The sequence below is a fragment of the uncultured Winogradskyella sp. genome, assembly GCF_947496485.1.
In the GTDB taxonomy this organism is placed as follows: domain Bacteria; phylum Bacteroidota; class Bacteroidia; order Flavobacteriales; family Flavobacteriaceae; genus Winogradskyella.
Genome location: NZ_CANMCZ010000001.1, coordinates 1,117,511 through 1,136,319 on the forward strand (window position 1 = coordinate 1,117,511; position 18,809 = coordinate 1,136,319).

Consider the following 18,809-nt stretch of genomic DNA (forward strand, 5'->3'; position numbering starts at 1 on the left):
TTTGCACTTTTTTTTTAAATTTTAATATTCACACCAAATGTATAAATTGCAGGAACTGGATACGTCTGACGATCCACTCCATTAGCTACTTCTGGATTAAATCCATTGTAGCTGAAAAGCGTTATAGGGCGCTCAGCAGTACAAGTTAGCTTAATTTCCGGAATACTTTTTCCGGCTGGAATAGTATAAGCTAACTGAATGTTTTGAACACGGAAATAAGATCCATCCTCAACAAAGAAACTACTCATTTTTTGGTTCCATGCCTTTCTTCGTCCTTCTGATGATGGAAAAGAATTTGAAGTACCTTCTCCACGCCATCTGTTTATAGCAAATTCTGCATCAATATTAGTATCATTAGTAAATATCACTTCACCTCTTTTACGGTTAAGGATATCATTTCCTGTTTGCCCAGAAAAAGCTATTCCTAAGTCAAATTGCTTATAGGAAATACTTATATTTCCTCCATATGTAAGTGTTGGTAAATAAGAACCTAAGACAACTCTGTCTTCTGCATCAATTCTGCCATCATTATTCTGATCTTTGTAAATGAAATCACCCGGAACCAATTGATTATTATTTTCTGATAGCTCATATTGTGCTGTTGGATCTGCCGATACTTGAGCATCGTTCTGATATACACCTTCTATTTCCCATCCGAAAAACGCATTTACAGGTTCGCCAACTATAAGTCTTTGGCGGAATTCTGCACTTCCGGTATCGAAAAAGCCTTGTTCACTATTAATTTGAGTAACTTTATTGTTAAGTGTTGCAATATTTGCACCAACGGAAAAACTCCAATTATCATTTACAGTCTGATTCCAATTCGCAGCAATTTCTAATCCTTGGTTTCTCATTTCCCCAATATTATCAAAAACAACTTCGGCTGTAATAGGAACTTCTCTTGGAAGTACTAAATTTTTTGTATCTCTAATATAATAATCCACCTCTAAACTCAATCTATTATCGAAAAGACGAGAACTGATACCGAAATTTATTTCCTCTAAAATTTCTCTTTTTAAATCCTGAAATGTATTGGTTGTTAAAATACCATTAGTAGGAACATCACCAATATCTGTAACCACTTGTGAAACTGTTCTAGTACCTGAACTACCACCTAGCGATCCATTAGCCAATTGTCCCCAACTAGCACGCAACTTTAAGAAATTGAAGATACCATTATCTTCCATAAAGTCTTCATTAGATATTACCCATCCCAAACCTACTGAAGGTGTTGTTTCCCAAATTCTACTAGGAAATCTACCATCCCCTTCATGTCTTACAGTAGCATTCAATAAATATTTATCCATGAAACTATATTCTACTCTACCAAAAAATGCTAAAGAATAAAAACGGTCACCTATCTCATTGACTTGATTAGTAAAAGTTGTTGGATCTGCAAAGTTTAAGTACCATGAACTCTCCAATGCAATTCCCTGTACATCATTACCTGTAGCAGCGAAAGTATTAAATTGCTCATCTCTGTAAGACGAACCTGCTAATACTGTTAGGTTATGATCTCCAAATCCTTGGTTGAAAGTTAAGGTGTTATCCCATATTTGGTTAGAAGAACTAAATTCAGCGCGTCTTATCGATGATCTTTCTCTCTGAGAATTTTCTGAAATAAAATATGGTAGTCTTACGTTGCGCTCGGACGCCGTAGAATAATCATGGCTATATGTCGTTTTGAACTTCAATTTTTCTGGTATGATTGAAAACTCCACAAACATACTCGCTAAAACCCTTTTCAGTTTAACTTGGTTATCATTAAATGTCATTACTGGGAATGGATTCTGTGAACCACGATATCCTAATACAGTAGCGTCTGAAAAAGGAATCGGTGTAGCTTCGGTGTTGGCCAAATCGAAAACTGGTAAAATTGGAACAGCAAAATAAGCTTGAAACCATGCGCCAGTCTCTGGACTATACCTTGTAGCATTACTAAAAATTGCATTTGTCCCTATTTTTAATCTGTCTGACAATTTAATTTCTAGATTAGATTGAATGTTAAAACGTTCGTAATCATTCTTCATATCCAATATACCGTCTTGAGAAAAATAACTTGCATTAACACCATATACAGTATTTGTACTTCCTCCAGAAACACCTATGCTATGGTTAGTTATTGGTGCAACTCGTAAAATTTCTTTGTACCAATCTGTATTTACATCAGGAATATTAGGATTCACTCTACTTCTACCAAAACGCTGTATTGCATTCTCAATAAATTGAATATCAGCTACAGAACCCGATTCAAAAGCCATTGTAGTGAACTGTTCAGCATTTGCCATTTTTACAACATTTTGAGCATTCTGATAACCAGTATAACCACTATACGTAAAAACAGGCTTTTGCTCTATTTTACCATTCTTGGTTTCAATAATGATAACACCATTAACACCTCTTTGTCCAAAAATTGAAATTGAAGATGCATCTTTTAAAACCGAAATAGTTTCAATTTGGCTACTATCTAAGAAATCGATATTATCGTAAAACATACCATCTACAACGTATAGAGGGTTATTACCCGCAAGAAAAGAGTTAACACCACGAACTCGAACAGTTGGCGAACCACCAGGTTCCCCGCTACTTACAATTTGTACACCTGCCACTTTACCCTGTAAAGACTGCATTACATTGCTGTTAGGTGTTTTTTCGATATCCTCTGCTTTAACTGTAGATATTGCACCTGTTAAATCTGCTTTTTTCTGCGTACCATAACCAATAACAACAACTTCACTGAGGGATTCTGAATCTTCTTCCATTGAAACGTTAATAACGTTTTGGTCTGTAACAGTCATGATAACTGGTTTAAAACCCAAATAAGTAAACTCCAATTGATCACCCGAGTTTACGGTAATTGAGTATTTTCCATCAAAATCTGTTGATGTTCCTTTGGTTGTGCCTTTAACAACAATACTTACTCCAAGTAAAGGCATTCCATCGTTTGCACTTGTCACGACACCATTGACTTCCATTTGCTGCGCGAAGACATTAAATGAGAAAAACAGCATCAACAATAGACTAATTTTTGTTTTCATATAGATTGATTAATTTGAGTTAGTTTATTTTGAAAGTCTAAGTTAAATCTAAATACAAAACATTATTAAAATGAGTTTACATTTTAAATACGCCATTAGATTTGCAGAAGACAAAAAATGCAAAAAAATATTACCTGACGTATTATAAAGCTATGAAAAAAACGTTGTTATTTAAAGAAAATTAACTAAGTGACGTAGTAATGACGTATAAAAAATTATTGATTTAGCAAAATTAAACTAGATTACTTGACATTCAATAAATAATTAACAATAGAAATATCATTTTCTAAATTTAACTTCTTTTTTAATCGGTATCTATGCGTTTCTACTCCTCTAACTGAGATATTCATAAGTGGTGCAATTTCTTTTGATGAAAGATTCATTTTGATGTATGCACAAATCTTTAAATCTTTTGGTGTAAGTTTAGAATGTCTTGATTTTAATCTTTCGAAAAACTCATCGTGTACTTGACTAAAATTATTTTCAAAAATCTCCCATTCATCTTTTAAAACAATTGAATTATCCAATTTTTTTACAAGTTTCTTATAAGAATAATAGTTACTGAAACCTTCTTTATTAATCATTAATTCTTTTTTAATGTCTTGTAGAGTTTCATTCTTCTTAACTAAAGCCATGGCATTATTTGCTAATTGTTTGCTTTTGAGCTTAATTTCGTTCTGAAGAGATTCATTTTTGAGCTGTACTATATGCTTTTCATTTTCCAGAGTCTTCTCTCTTAATAGTTTTTCTTGTTCTTTTTGAAATTTAATTTGCAATACTTTTTGCTCTTTAAGAATTTTTCTCTCATGTAATATATATATCAAAATAACACTTGAAATAATTAAAAATCCATAAAGGATAAATCCGACCCAATCCTTATACCATGGAGGTAATACATTAATATTTAATTTAGTTACAGTTGAAATCCCACCTAAATCATTACCTGTTCTAAAAGCTAGAGTATATGTATCGCTAGGTAGATTAGATAATTCAAGTCTATAATCGTCGATTTTGTGCCAACTTACAGAATCTTTATTGAAAAATGAATATTCAAAAAAGTGGTTTTTAGAGTTTGGAGAAGATAATGAAATACCAATATTTTCATTAAATTTAAAATCAACTACTTCTCCACGATTTAATTCTACAGCTTCATTGTTTATCTCAATTTTTTCAATTTCAGGTTCAAACAAATCCGAATTAGTATAAAACTTGTCGTTTATGAGCATAAATCCATCGTTCAAGTTTAAAGCATAAGTGATGTCATTTATTTTAGAAATATTCTCATAACCAATAATTAATCTATTTTCGAAAAAGTTATTAGTTAAGAATAAGTTTGCTTTGTTGTTTCCAATAGATTTAAAATTAATTATATCGTTACCTTGTTTTAAAACTATTTGATCTACATCTTCTTCTGAAATAATATAAGAATCTTTACCAAAATTTTTATTTAAAAAACTATATGGAACAATACTGTCTATTAAAGGTTCATATTTTTGCCAGCCGCTATTCGTCTTAAAACAAATATCATTTTTTAGTTTATAAACTCTAGTATTATAATTAAGATCAATCCCCTTTTTCTCATAGTTTTCTATATTTAAAATGGAATCATAACTATCACTAAATTTTATTCTGTACAACCCTTTATATGCATGAGATGCCCAAGCAGTTGTTTCATCTTCAAAAACCAGAAATCTAATAGGAATAGTGGTTTCGCCTATATGTTTTACATCCCAATTATCATTAGTCTTTACAAATCTTACTAACCCAGCATAAGTACCTTGAATAAAGATGTTTGACTTTTCTGGAACTTTTTTTATAGTCCAACCGCCTGTGAATGTAGAAATTAATTTTAATTTATTATTTCTTACTAGAAACGTACCATCATTATGTCCGCAAAAAAGCTCACCATTAATCTCCTTTAAATTCCAAACTTGACCTTGGGACCCTTCTATAAATTTTAATGCGTTATTCTCATCTAAGAAAAAAAGCCCTGTATTACTACCTATATAAATAACGCCATTATATTTAATTACATCGTAAACTGCCCCAAGCTTACCTGAAACATCATTAAAAAAATAATTTTGACTATTTAGATCAACGGAAGTCAAACCATTATCGAGGCCTAACCAAAGTTTTTGTTCAGAGTCAAGATATTGACACAAAACTGTATTATTTTGAAGTCCATTGCTCTTATTTATGTGAAAAAGAACTTTTCCTAGCTGATCTGTGAGGTAAATTCCGTTCTTAATGGTCCCAAACACCATTCTGCCATTACTCTGAATAGAGAAATTATTAAGCTGATGTTGTTTTATATCATCATTTATTTTAAACTGTACGGGTCTAAGATTTTTGTTGTCATATAAAAAGCATCCTTTCAACGAAGTCGTTATCAGTAATTCATCTTGATATTTCGATATTGAAATAACTTTGGTATCCTCAAGTAAACTATGAGTTATTTTTGGTGTTAGAATATCATTATCTAAACCAAATATTCCATTTTTGAGTGTGGATATATATAGTTCTTCATCAACAATATTGCAAGAGATAACAGCTGAAATCGGTTCAATTTTCTTTATAGCGCCATCAGAATGATAAACATATATATTTAAAAATGACCTGAAAATTATTGTGCCCTTATATGGTAAAATCTGCCAGAACTCCTCGTTTGAAGAAATTAAAGATTTAATTGAATTGCTCAAAGATGTATAAAACAGTTCTCCTTTTGAATTTTTTTTCCAATAGCCAAACTCTTCAAAAGAACCTGTAAATACTAAATCATTGTGCGCGAGTACAGATCGTATAGTCGTTTTATTAGGTAATTCAAAAAAAAGCCATTTTAAGCCATCATATTCCAATAACCCGTTATTATTAGCTACATATAATTTGCCATCTTTCGCTTTAGATACGCCCCAATTTTGGTTACCTGCTTTATACTCTGATAATGAATAGTTTTCAAAATAAGGTGAATATTGAGCAGTTAAATCATTGGATGTAAATACCAAAAACAAGATTATATAATACCCACAATACTTTAGTTTCATTCTTCTTACTGTTATAACAAAATCCCGAAATCATAATGATTACATTTTCTTAACATGACTAAATATACTTATCTTTTTTAAACATAGAGAAAAATCTAAAAACACTAGGCATTACAAATTAGTGTAAAACTAATAAAGATGAAATGCAAAGTAAAAGAGCAACCAAATTGGTTGCTCTTTTATGTTATAAAATCATTGTAATCTAATTCTTTATTATTTTCTTAACAATACTCGTCCCTGTGGTTTCATTTGTAACCTTAAGAAAATATATTGCATCTTCAAGCTGATTTAAATTGGAAATTGAAATCGCACCATTTTCAACTGTTTCTCTACTATCAATAATTCTACGACCATTAATATCCCATAAACTTATGTTGTACTCATCATTAAAACCATTAGATAGTTTTATAGTGATGGCTGATTTAAAAGGATTAGGACCTACTGATACATTATAAACTCTAATGTCATCAACAGATAATGCGCCTGGGCAAATAGACCATCCCATATCTTGAAATAATCCTAAAGTTATTGGCCCAGGATTATGATTAGCTGAACCAGGACCGACTTCATGTCTCATTAATGAATTAATATTCTCTATTGGAAAAGAAGGTGTATTCCAGTGATATATGCTCGATCCACCATTAAAAGATGCTGGAGCATAAATTTGCGGTAATGCACCACCTTGACCAAATTGTGCAACTGACGTTGGTGCATTAATAAACAAGTCGTTACTTACAAGTTCTGTACCTAATGCCGCTGAAGGGTCAGGGAAACTTAAAATCGCTGCACCAGTACCATTTTCAACGAATGCATCATATACAGCCGGAATGTTATTATTTGGTTCTCGGACTGCACCTATATCATCAGGGAAACTTGTTGTTACATCTGAAAAGCCAATAAAACCAAGACCATGACCAAGTTCATGTAACACAACGGTAACAAAATCAATTTGGTTTCCTGGAGGATTAGCGTCTGTGCCATAATACCAATTTGCCTCACTACTAAAATTTGCAGTAATATCATTAGATCCACCAAATGTACTTCGATCTGCACCTTCAAGTTTTTCCCATATTGCAGCCGGATAAAAGATATTGGGTTGTGAACCAGGTGCTGATGATGTTAAAAAAGTTGCAGGTCCTGCACTACCCAAAACGTTTGGCCCTAGAGCGGTAAATGAGGCATTTACATTAATTGGCACAGAAGAATCGATTGAATTTGCCCAGATATCTACAGCGTATTGAAAAGCCGCCTGCGCTTCTGGCGTAAATCCATTATAACTTACTACAAATGTTGCACACGGATTTCCACCACCTTTCATCTTCGCGGCAGTTTCAGGAGCTCTTGGAACTGAAACAAGCCCTGCAAATTCACCTAAAGGTAGAACACAACCAGGTTCAGTCGGAGTATATTTTTGCGGTACAAAAGTGGTTTCTTGAGCACTTAAAAAAAGTGATGAAACCAAAAACAGATATGCAAATAAGGATTTAAAATTGAAAGTAATTTTTCTCATAGTTTAATCTTTTTTGGTGATTAAAAATAATGTAAAATTCCATAATTCAAGGAATTCTTTCAAATTAATTGATAAGATAGTCCTTAAAACACTCGTTTTAATTGATAGATGGAATAAGTGCGTATAATATATAAAGTAAAATAAGTTCTGTCTTAGAAATTAAATTTGTACTACTTTTTTAAGTATTGAGTGATTATAATAGCTAGACTATAAACTTTATAGGCATAAAATTTGGATATTAAACTGATATTATAGCATATTTGTACCACAAATGATGACTACAATAGTACATAGAGCACCTAAATCACTGATGTGTCAGTGGGATTATCGTGGAAATAATGAATTATTTCAACGACAAGGACGTTATGTATCTATTTTTAATCATTAATTATATATGATTTAAATACAAAAACTATAAATAGTACAAGCGTTCAAGAAATTGGACGCTTTTTTTATGAAAAAAATTAGAAGAATTTGAAATTAGACTTTAAAAAATAAAATAACACGTATTGAAGACTAAGCAATTGGGAGACAGACGCTTGCCACAAACCTTCAAGGATCTGCGTAATGCGGACAGGAATTTCTTTGTCTTCAAATTAATATAACTAATTGATAATCAATAAATTAAATAAACTTTTTATTTGTTTTTTTAAAAATAGTTTTCATCTTTGCAGCGCAGAATTGAATAATTCGCAATAACATTAAATAATAACAAAACAAGAAGCCATGCTAAAACATAAAGTAGCATTTCAAAATTTAAGTTATGACCTCGAGTCATTTACACGGCTTCGGTATTTTCTGTAGATAATTTATTTCCCAGAGAAGAATCCGAAGCAAACAAACTGTTTCGGATTTTTTATTTCAAAAAATTTAAGAGTACATAAATCTGAACAGTTTTAAGAGCATCACAACATGTGTTGCATTTAAAACAGTAACAAACTATTGAATAAAATTATCATGGAAAATAATTTACATAACAGCTATTTGTTCAAAGCGATGGAAGCTTATCCCTGGGAATTAGAAAAAGCAGTAGAGGCATTAAATTATGCTTTGTCTTATGACCCAGAAAATGTGAAAGCCTTGCATTTAATGGCAAAAGTGCACTATGAGCAATTAGGTGATAATGAAACGGCTAAAAGCTATTTTGAAAGGGCTTTAGCAAGTAGATTGGATATGCCAGATATATATCCAGACTACATCAGATTATTAATTAATAATCACGATTTCAAAGAAGCCCAAAGATTAATTGACTTTGCTAAAACTGTAAAAGGAATTGACAGAGCAGGTATCGCTTTAGCTCAAGGTCAACTTTATGAAAGCATGACATTGTTTGTCGAAGCAGAAAAGGCTTTAAAAGATGCAAAGCAATTAGCATTGAACAATGATTTTATCAGTTACGTTGATGACATTTTAACTCGAGTTAAGAAGAAAAAAAAGATTCAGGCTAACGAAAATAGAATCATAGAGAATCAGGCTAAAAAAGAAGTGGAGGCCGAACCTAAAAAGTGGTTTCAAAATCGATTAAATAATTTATTGTAATTAAAAAAAGAAAGGAGAAATAACAAATCGGCAAATTTCGGTTTGCCGATTTACTGGGAATGCGTCCAAGTAGGAGAGTGGAGTCAGTCTGTAAAACTGATGCTTAAGCTTAATAGGTTCGAATCCTATGATTCCCACAACTAGTATCGTAGCTCAATGGTTAGAGTGCTCGGTTGTCTCCCGAGAAGTTGCGAGTTCGAATCTCGTCGGTACTGCTAATGCTCTATTAGCATAGTGGTTTAGTGCATCCGACTTTCTATCGGAAGACAAGGGTTCGATTCCCTTATAGAGTACATAATGAGGTGTAGCTTAATTGTTAAAGCACCGAGCTTTTAACTCGGGTGATTTAGGTTCAAGTCCTAATACCTCAACAATTGCAGGAATGGCGGAATAGGCATACGCTCTTGTCTTAGAAACAAGATTTTGAGAGTTCGAATCTCTCTTCCTGTACTAATGCTTCGCTGGCCAAACTGGAAAAGGCAACACGTTTAAGCCGTGTGATTTCTTGGTTCGAATCCAAGGCGAAGTACAAATAAGCTCATGGTGTAGCGGATAGCATTCAAAGCTACGGACTTTGAGGTATGGGTTCGAATCCTATTGGGCTTACAATAATAACCTGTGGTGTAATGGTAACACTCAAGATTTTGATTCTTGTATTATAGGTTCGAATCCTATCAGGTTATCTGGTGTCTATAGTGTAATGGCTCGCACAGGAGGTATATCCATCTAGATCAAGTTCGAATCTTGATAGACACTAAAACCGGAACAGTAGCAAAGTTGGTCAATGCACTAGACTGAAGCTCTAGCGATACAGGTTCGAATCCTGTCTGTTCCACTAACGTTCATTGAAATCTTATGAAATTCAATTATTGAGTTTCATAACTAAAAAATCATCAGTCTTTAATTTTGATTATTGAATGATGGGGTAGCTTATTGTCCTAAGATAAACTTGGTAACAAGGATAAATCTGTTTGCAGACACTGCAGATGGAGACTGTTTTCTTTTGAAAATAGTACGTGTAAGCAAGCAACAAACGTAAGTTATTATTTGCAAGGGGCAACCGCTGACACAAGTAAGAATTTACAGCCGATAGTAGTTAGGCTTGAGATGGAGACATCAACAGGAAAAGTTGTAGTTATTGGTTACGTATAGGTCATCCAACCTAACGGAGCTGATTGCAGTATTAAAGTTACCCGACAGGAAATGGTTCGGTAGTTTAACATACTGTGTGTTGGGAAACACACAAGGAGAAGGTTGGTATTTTGTAGGCCAAAATCTACGGAGCCATTTTCGAAGCCCTTCTCCTAGGTCAAAGTTTAATGTCTAGGTTCGATTCCTAGTATCCAAACCGATAAGGGATATAGCTCAAAGGTTAGAGCACTGTATTTTTCATACAGCGAAAAGCACAAGACTTCGGACATTATAGCAGCTAGTAGTTGCCTAAACCCATTGAAAGATATGGGACAGTAGAGGTTGCAAGCCTATACTGTGCGGTGAACATTCTAATAGGCCGCCTCAAAGGAGGACGTCTATGAATGGTGAGGGAGCCAACCCTTGTAATTGCAAAGCGTGGTTTTATACCACTATGCAAGCCAAGTCTAAGTCGCTGAACGGCTATAATGTATTAGGCATCGGATAAGTACACAATTCTCAAGCGATGAGAAGCGTGTGGAAAATTAGGGAAGGGCTACTGCTATAATCCTAAGAAAGCTTATCTACAAGCGGAGGTATTCTCAGAACGCTTTTTTAAAAAATTAAACGCCTCTTTAGCTCAAAGGGAAGAGCTATGGTAAAAGATCCTTATCGTCGCCATGGAGTGATTGGATGATGTTGTTAGCGACGCGCTTGCTAATGAATAGAATTTGCAGAAGCACCGAAATTAACAGGATTAAAAGTAGGGAAGCGCATTTATAGCCAATCTGTCCACTTTTAGTGGAAGTACCAGTTCGAATCTGGTAAGAGGTGCAAAATATTAAAGTATCAAGCTGGTCTTGTTGGGTGTTTCGGTATAGCACTATTGTGTAAAACGTTGCAGAGATGTATTATGTTTTTATATACAACTAGACTTGAAGGTTACGGTTTTTTACCAAAATAAAAACCACCAGTTCTATGTACGTGAGTTCGAATCTCACCTTCCCCTCAAAAGAGAATAAAACAAGGGGAAGTAGCTTAGTGGTGAAGCAATAGATCGTAGCTGTCGTCGGTTCGAATCCGATCAGTAGCTTGGATAAATCCTTGGCTATTGTAGCTCAGTTTGGTTAGAGCACTACTCTTTTAAAGTAGGTTATGGACTCAAAATCCATCAACACCAAAGCTTATCATCTTGTAAAACTGATAGAAAAGCAGTCCGTCACACTGCTCAATAAAAATGGCGGAATAGTAGATTGTAAATTGGCTTTAATAGTAACTATTAGTGTTCAATAAAAAGCAATCTTAGACATACTTTGAATTACTGATTTGTAATCTCAAAAGTGGTTACTACTTTGATTAAAAGTAAAAAGATAAAATAGAGATGTTTTCTTTTTTTGACTGACTTTCATTGTACTGATTATGACTGATATTACTATGAGTAATTCCGTTTGGAAGAGATGATTTGCAATCTGCTATTTTCTTAAAAATAGGAATAAAAATAATAATAAACTTCAAATAGTGCTGAACTCGTCAGACCTATTTTGAAGCTGGTAATCCGTCCGTTACAAGTATTACCAAATCGCCTTAGTTGGCAAACACTAATGTTTAATTTTAAAAACAAAAACAATGTTACGAGTAAGAGTTAATGTAGGAAAAGTAGGTTTAGTATTCAAAAGAGGTGATTACGTTAAGGTAATTACTCAAGGAGTACACTGGTTAGGTTTAAATCAACGTGTATTAACGTATGATTTAAGTACTATTTTCATAGCACCACTAGCATTAGAAATCTTATTAAAAGATGAGGTTTTGGCTAACATGCTAGACGTTATCGAGGTAAAGGACGGAGAATTGGTTTTACTTTACGAAAAAGGCAACTTTAAATCTGTTTTAACTTCTGGTCGCTATGCATACTGGAAAGGTTTGATTGAGCGTGAGTACGTACGTGTAGATTTAAGCAAAATCTACATTACAGAAAGCTTAGACAAATCATTATTTAGCAAATTAGAAGTTAGTAAATACATTAGAACGTTTGAAGTAGCAGCTTACGAGAAAGCGGTGCTTTTAGTAGATGATGTATATACAAAAACTCTAGAAGGTGGTACTTATCGTTTCTGGAGAAATGATACTACTGTTAAAATTGCTAAAGTGGATTTACGTCAGCTCCAATTAGAAATTGCAGGACAAGAATTGTTAACTAAAGATAAGGCAGCTATCAGAATTAACTTTTACACACAGTACAAAGTTACAGATGTAGAAAAAGCACTTTTAGATAACAAAGATTACGAAAAGCAATTATACATTACTATGCAATTAGTTTTGCGTGCTTATGTTGGCGCCTACACTTTAGATGAATTGCTAGAACGTAAAGAAAATATTGCAGAAGCTGTATTTGAAGACGTAAAAGCAGGTGCTACTAAATTAGGTGTAACCGTTTTAAACTGCGGTATTAGAGATGTAATTTTAACCGGTGAAATGAAGGATATTATGAACCAAGTTTTAGTTGCACAAAAGAAAGCACAAGCTAATGTTATTATGAGACGTGAAGAAACAGCTTCTACACGTAGCTTGCTAAATACGGCAAAGTTGATGGAAGAGAATGACATGCTGTACAAGCTAAAGGAGATGGAATATGTGGAAAAAATCGCTGAGAAAATTGGCGAGATCACAGTCTCAGGTAATGGAAATATGGTAACACAATTAAAGGAGATTTTCTCTGGAAAATAAGTGGGTGTTTTAGCACAATCTTTTATTAAAAAGGTTGTGCTTTTTTAGTAGAATTTAAAATCAATTTCTATTGATAATATTTTGAGAAATAATACTAGTTTATATACTAATAAAACATAAAGTTTATCAAAAAAAGAGCTATTAATTTGCTTTAATAACCTCAATTAAAAATAAAAATATAGAATGTCGGTTTATTGCTAATAAGTGTCGGTTTTATGCTAACCTTATATAATAATATATAGTATTTTTAATTTTATATCAGTAATTTGTAGAACTGAGTTGTTATATACGAAAGAACCATAACAATTTTGGTGAAATAGCAGAATAAATATGAATGCCCTAAAAGTCATAATTTACTTTTCAATTTTCAAATACCCTTTAACTTTGGAGGAAATATTCTCATTTTCTTCTGCTGCAAGTATAGAAGAAACTAGAGTACAGATTCAAAAGCTAATCGAAAAAAAAATAGTCTATAAGTTTGGGCATTTCTACTCAGATATTAATGATTATACTTTAGTAGAAAGGCGACTTAGTGGTAATAAAATGGCAGATGATATAATGCCAAAAGCCTTAAAAAGAGCAAAACTTATTATGTCTTTTCCTTTTGTTGAATCGGTCTCTATCTCTGGTTCTTTATCTAAAAATTATTACGATGATACTGGTGATATAGATTTTTTTCTCATTACAAAACCTAGATACTTATGGTTAGCGAGAACCTTCTTAATTGCTTATAAAAAATTGTTTTTGCTTAATTCTAAAAAATACTTTTGCGTTAATTATTTTATCAGTTCAGATCGACTAAAAATAGCTGAGCAAAATAAATTTACTGCTACAGAATTAATAACTCTTAAGCCTATTTATGGTAAAGCAGTCTTTCATGCTTTTATTGCAGAAAATCAATGGGCTCTAGATTTTTATCCCAATAGACCTTTACATTCGGATTTATTGAATGACAATTTCAGTAAACCTTTGTGGAGTAAATTTTTAGAAGGCTTATTTAAGAATAAAGTAGGGCATAATTTAAATCATTATTTTAAGAGACTTACTCTAAAAAAATGGAAATCTAAGTTTAAACATCTTAAGAAAAAGGAATTTGAGATTGCAATGAAATCTACCAACGATGTTTCTAAACATCATCCACAAGATTTTCAATCAAAAGTAATTGTATCACTTAACGAGCGTTATGATGTAAAAAATAAAGCATATAACCTTAACTTAACTATGGAAAATGCTTGATGTTGTATTCTCACATTCATATTATTACAAATTTGACTCTAAGCAATGGAGCAATAAAACACCTTATCCTCCATTAGGCACTTTATATGCAGCATCATATCTAAGAGAAAATAACTATAGCGTTGGTGTTTTTGATGCTAATCTTATAGATAATCCTGCCGAAGTAAAACCCTATCTAGAAACGCATCAACCAAAAACATTTGTGCTTTATGATGATGGTTTTAATTACCTAACAAAAATGTGTTTAACCACCATGCGTGAGGCTGCTTTTAAAATGATTAAAATCGCAAAAGCACTTAATTGCAAAGTAATAGTTTGTAGTTCTGACTCTACAGATCATTATGAAAAATACTTAGATGCTGGTGCAGATTTTATTATACAAGGTGAAGGTGAAATTTCTTTAAAAGAATTAGTTGATGCATTGGCAAATAATGAAGACCCAACGTCTGTCAAGGGGTTAGTTTTTAAGAATGGATATGAAATTGTTAAGAATCCTAAACATCCTGTTTTACGTGATTTAGATACTTTACCAATGCCAGCTTGGGACTTAATAGATATTCAGCCTTATAAAGCCATTTGGGAGAGCGGAGGTAATGAGTTTACGCTAAATATTGCAACGACTCGTGGTTGCCCTTTTAAATGTAATTGGTGTGCAAAACCCATTTATGGGAATCGTTACAATTCGCATTCGCCAGAGTACATAACTAAACATATTAAACACCTATCAGAAACATACAACGTCAACCGATTTTGGATGTGTGATGATATTTTTGGATTGAAACCAAATTGGGTTCAAAATTTTAATATGGAACTTAAAAAAGAAAAGCTTTCAATTTCGTACTATATACAAAGCCGTGTTGATTTATTATTAAAAGAAGATACTATTGATGCTTTAGCAGAGAGTGGATTAGAAGAGGTTTGGGTTGGCGCAGAAAGCGGTTCTCAAGTCATATTAGATGCTATGGATAAGGACACAACTGTTGAGGAAATCTATGAAGCTACGCGATTATTAAAAGAAAAAAATGTTCGTGTTGCTTTCTTTATACAGTTTGGATACCTAGGAGAAACTAAAGAAGATATTGCCAAAACAGTAGCTATGATTAAAGAATTAGTGCCAGATAATTTAGGTGTTTCTGTTTCATATCCATTACCTGGAACTAAGTTTTATGATAAAGTAAAAGACGACTTAAAGCTAAAAGCAAACTGGACAGACTCTGATGATTTAGCTATGCTTTTTAAAGGAACTTACAGCTCTGCATTTTACAGAAAATTACAACGTTACGTACATAAAGAATATAGAAAAAGTCAAGCTTTTAAAAATATAAAATCACTTTTTAAAAATCCTTTGAAATTATCCAAACAACAATGGAGGTCAATGCTTTTATTAGGTTATTATTTACCATCTGCTTTATTAGACAAAATTCAACTTAAATCCATGGAGCCAAAAAATGCCTAACGATTTTGATATTGCTTCTACTAAATATGATACTACCTTTACATTTTCTAATATTGGTAAAGCACAACGCCATATGGTTTTTAAATATCTAAATCCAATATTAAATCAAGGAAAAAAGCTTTCCATTTTAGAATTAAATTGTGGTACAGGAGAAGATGCCATTCATTTTGCAAAATTAAATCATAATGTTTTAGCTACAGATATTTCAGAAGGTATGATTAAAGTTGCCAGAGCAAAAACTAATTCAAAGAATTTAATCTTTAAAACCCAAGATATTAATACTATTACTACAAACACATTCAAAACAAAGTTTGATTTCATTTTTTCAAATTTTGGAGGTCTTAATTGTTTATCTAAAGCTGAGCTAGATCTTTTCTTTAAAAAAGCTCATAAACTATTAAACCCTGAAGGTAAAATAGTTTTAGTCATTATGCCTAAACATTGTCTTTGGGAAAGATTATACTTTATTTTAAAAGGGAGTTTTAAAAAAGCTAATAGGCGTAAAACAAATGAAAAGGTAATCGCTAATGTTGATGGAGTTGCGGTTAAAACTTGGTATTACAATCCTGAAGAAATCGTATCTTTAAATGCATCTCAATATGCCACAAACAATATTAAACCAATAGGATTAGCAATACCTCCATCATATCTTGAAAATTCATTTTTAGCCAAAAAGCCATTCTTGTCAATTTTCAAAAGTATTGATGCTGTGATTACGGGTTCTTATTGGGCAAAATATGCAGACCATTTTTTAATTGAACTCAAGAAAAACTAATGAGCATTGTACTTACGCACACCTATTATCTATACGAAGATGCCAAAGAGCAAGCTATTATGAAGCCCTATCCTCCATTGGGTTTATTATACATTTCTGGGTATTTAAATGAACATAATATTGAAAATCACCTTTATGATTCTACGTTTTATTCAAAAGAAGAACAACTTCAGTTTATAAAAGAAACACAACCAAAAGCTGTTGCTATTTATACCAATTTAATGACAAAAATTAATGTTATTAAATTGATTAAAATTCTAAAAAGTGACTCTACATACGGCTTCCCAAAACTCATATTAGGTGGTCCTGATATCACCTATAATTGTCAAAATTATCTCAGGTCTGGAGTTGATTTTCTAATAATTGGCGAAGGAGAGCAAACGACTCTAGAGCTTTATAATGCTATAGTAAATAATTCAGAATACAACGAAATTACAGGTATTGCTTATTTAGAAAACGGAAGCGTAACAAAAACACCACCTAGGTTGAAGATGAAAGATCTTTCTGAATTGCCATTACCAAATAGAGCGGCTATTCCTATTGAGAAATATTTAGAAACTTGGAAAACTAATCATGGCATGAGCTCTATGACTGTGAGCACACAACGTGGTTGTCCTTATACCTGTAAATGGTGTAGCACAGCAGTCTATGGGTTGAGTTACAGGAGACGACCAACGAACTTAGTTGCAGCGGAATTAAAAATGCTTAAAAACGATTATAATCCTGATAGTATTTGGTTTGTTGACGATGTGTTTACAGTAAGTCATAAATGGATTAAAAGTTTTCATGAAGAAGTGATAAAGCAAGATGCTATTATTCCTTTTGAATGTATTACCAGAGCAGAACGTTTAAATGACGAAATTTTGCAACTATTAAAAGAAGCAGGTTGTTATAGAATATGGATAGGTGCAGAAAGTGGTTCTCAAAAAATTATTGATGCTATGGATAGACGTGTTGATGTCGATGTAGTGAAAACAGCCATTCAAAAAACAAATGCGTTAGGTATGGAAACTGGCACCTTTATTATGGTAGGTTATCCTGGTGAAGACGAAAAAGATATTAGCGACACAATTACTTATCTAAAAGCAGCTAATCCAACACATTTTACAATTACTGTTGCCTATCCAATCAAAGGCACATCGCTATATAATGAAATTGAAGATAAAATAACTAATCAACCCAATTGGGAAACTTCAACAGATAGAGATATTGATTTTACAAGAACCTATTCTCGTAAATTTTATGATTATGCAGTAAGACGAATTGTTAATGAAGTCACAGCCGCAAGAACCCAAAACTTAACAGAGCGGCTAAAACTGAAGATTAAAAGTACTGCGGCGCTTTTGTTGATGAAAATATATAAATTAAATTTATTCAGCTTATAACATGGTTACTGTAGTCATCCCCACATATAAGCGTTTAGATTCATTAAAACGTACTTTACAAAGTATTGAAAAACAATCTCTTTTACCTGAAAAGGTTCTTATTGTTATTGCAGGAATTAGTGAAACTGAGATAGCAAAGGTTATCCAAAATTTTACTTTACCAATAGAGGTTATCATTTCAGAACCTTCAGTATGTAAACAACGTAATATAGGAATAAAAAAAGCAGTAACTCGTTATATTTTATTGTGTGATGACGACATAGTGCTACCTGAAAACTATATAAAGACGCTCATAACTTATTACTATTCAAACCCTGAAACTCGCATAGTAACAGGTGAAGAATTAAGACTTCAGCCTGATATGAACTGGAGACCTTTTACAGACAAGACTAGTTTTCTCAGACTTTATTATCATTACATTTTTAGTCTACCTGTATGGGATGATTTAAACTACCGAAAACCAACGAAGAGTTTCTTGAAAAAATACATTCTCGACATATATAAAAAAAAAGGAAATAGAATAACAAATGCAGGCTGGCCCTTGTTAACGAACAGATCTTCTTTAGTTTTTAAAACAAGTATATATAGTTTACAAGCGGCTTTAATTCCTAAAGCCTTTCTCCAAAAGAATTTGTTCGATGAAAATTTAGAGCAATATGGAATAGGTGACAATTATGATGTAGGATTACGAATTAATACAAACAAATACCAAACACATGTTCTTACAACAATTCCTTATAAACATTACAAGGCGCCATCAAATAGGCTAGAACCATCACAGGCCTACTATTATAGAACCAAAACATTATATCAGTGTTTAAAGAAACTTTCTGGATTTAGTTCAAAAAATATATGGTATTTTCGATGGTCTTTGTTTGGAAATGGTATAGCTTTTTTGATAAAAGGACGATTCAATTACCTAAAATCAAATTATAAGGTTTTTTGGAATACACTAACTTCTTAATATCTGTTTT

General features: G+C 32.6%; 10 protein-coding genes and 8 tRNA genes. 15 read left to right on the forward strand and 3 right to left on the reverse strand.

Annotation, left to right across the window (positions count from 1 at the left end):
• Positions 1–14: 14 nt before the first annotated feature.
• The 3 genes from Q0822_RS04710 to Q0822_RS04720 form a co-directional block, all read right to left on the reverse strand.
• Entirely contained in the window at positions 15–3,038 is a 3,024-nt protein-coding gene (locus Q0822_RS04710; protein ID WP_299120788.1) for a TonB-dependent receptor, read from the reverse strand.
• Between the two features lie 242 nt (positions 3,039–3,280).
• Positions 3,281–6,079, reverse strand: coding sequence for a LuxR C-terminal-related transcriptional regulator (locus tag Q0822_RS04715; protein ID WP_299120791.1), 2,799 nt, complete (start codon positions 6,077–6,079; stop codon positions 3,281–3,283).
• 202 nt (positions 6,080–6,281) lie between these two features.
• Complete coding sequence (locus Q0822_RS04720; protein WP_299120794.1) at positions 6,282–7,589, reverse strand: T9SS type A sorting domain-containing protein; 1,308 nt, start codon at positions 7,587–7,589, stop codon at positions 6,282–6,284.
• Positions 7,590–8,546: 957 nt separating this feature from the next.
• Here Q0822_RS04720 and Q0822_RS04725 point away from each other — a divergent pair.
• From Q0822_RS04725 to Q0822_RS04795, 15 genes are all read left to right on the forward strand, one after another.
• Positions 8,547–9,128 (forward strand): hypothetical protein, encoded by a 582-nt coding sequence (locus Q0822_RS04725; RefSeq protein WP_299120797.1) that lies wholly within the window; start codon positions 8,547–8,549, stop codon positions 9,126–9,128.
• A gap of 142 nt (positions 9,129–9,270) precedes the next feature.
• Positions 9,271–9,343 (forward strand) — tRNA-Asp (locus tag Q0822_RS04730).
• A 5-nt stretch (positions 9,344–9,348) separates the two neighbouring features.
• A tRNA-Glu gene (locus Q0822_RS04735) sits at positions 9,349–9,421 on the forward strand.
• A 5-nt stretch (positions 9,422–9,426) separates the two neighbouring features.
• A tRNA-Lys gene (locus Q0822_RS04740) sits at positions 9,427–9,499 on the forward strand.
• A 5-nt stretch (positions 9,500–9,504) separates the two neighbouring features.
• Positions 9,505–9,578: transfer RNA gene (locus Q0822_RS04745), tRNA-Leu, on the forward strand.
• An 84-nt stretch (positions 9,579–9,662) separates the two neighbouring features.
• Positions 9,663–9,734, forward strand: a tRNA-Arg gene (locus Q0822_RS04750).
• Positions 9,735–9,740: 6 nt separating this feature from the next.
• A tRNA-Gln gene (locus Q0822_RS04755) sits at positions 9,741–9,811 on the forward strand.
• 79 nt (positions 9,812–9,890) lie between these two features.
• Positions 9,891–9,963, forward strand: a tRNA-Phe gene (locus tag Q0822_RS04760).
• A 1,402-nt stretch (positions 9,964–11,365) separates the two neighbouring features.
• Positions 11,366–11,439, forward strand: a tRNA-Lys gene (locus tag Q0822_RS04765).
• A 446-nt stretch (positions 11,440–11,885) separates the two neighbouring features.
• Entirely contained in the window at positions 11,886–12,983 is a 1,098-nt protein-coding gene (locus Q0822_RS04770) for a slipin family protein (RefSeq protein WP_299120800.1), read from the forward strand.
• Positions 12,984–13,313: 330 nt separating this feature from the next.
• Entirely contained in the window at positions 13,314–14,219 is a 906-nt protein-coding gene (locus tag Q0822_RS04775; RefSeq protein WP_299120803.1) for a nucleotidyltransferase domain-containing protein, read from the forward strand.
• On the forward strand, positions 14,212–15,675 hold the full coding sequence (locus Q0822_RS04780; RefSeq protein WP_299120805.1) for a radical SAM protein: 1,464 nt from the start codon (positions 14,212–14,214) through the stop codon (positions 15,673–15,675). Before Q0822_RS04775 ends, Q0822_RS04780 begins: the two co-directional genes overlap by 8 nt.
• Positions 15,668–16,450, forward strand: a complete 783-nt coding sequence (locus Q0822_RS04785) for a class I SAM-dependent methyltransferase (protein ID WP_299120807.1) — start codon at positions 15,668–15,670, stop codon at positions 16,448–16,450. Before Q0822_RS04780 ends, Q0822_RS04785 begins: the two co-directional genes overlap by 8 nt.
• A complete protein-coding gene (locus Q0822_RS04790) occupies positions 16,450–17,835 on the forward strand; it encodes a radical SAM protein (protein ID WP_299120810.1) in 1,386 nt (461 codons plus the stop codon). Before Q0822_RS04785 ends, Q0822_RS04790 begins: the two co-directional genes overlap by 1 nt.
• A 1-nt stretch (position 17,836) precedes the next feature.
• Entirely contained in the window at positions 17,837–18,799 is a 963-nt protein-coding gene (locus Q0822_RS04795; RefSeq protein ID WP_299120813.1) for a glycosyltransferase family 2 protein, read from the forward strand.
• Positions 18,800–18,809: the final 10 nt, after the last annotated feature.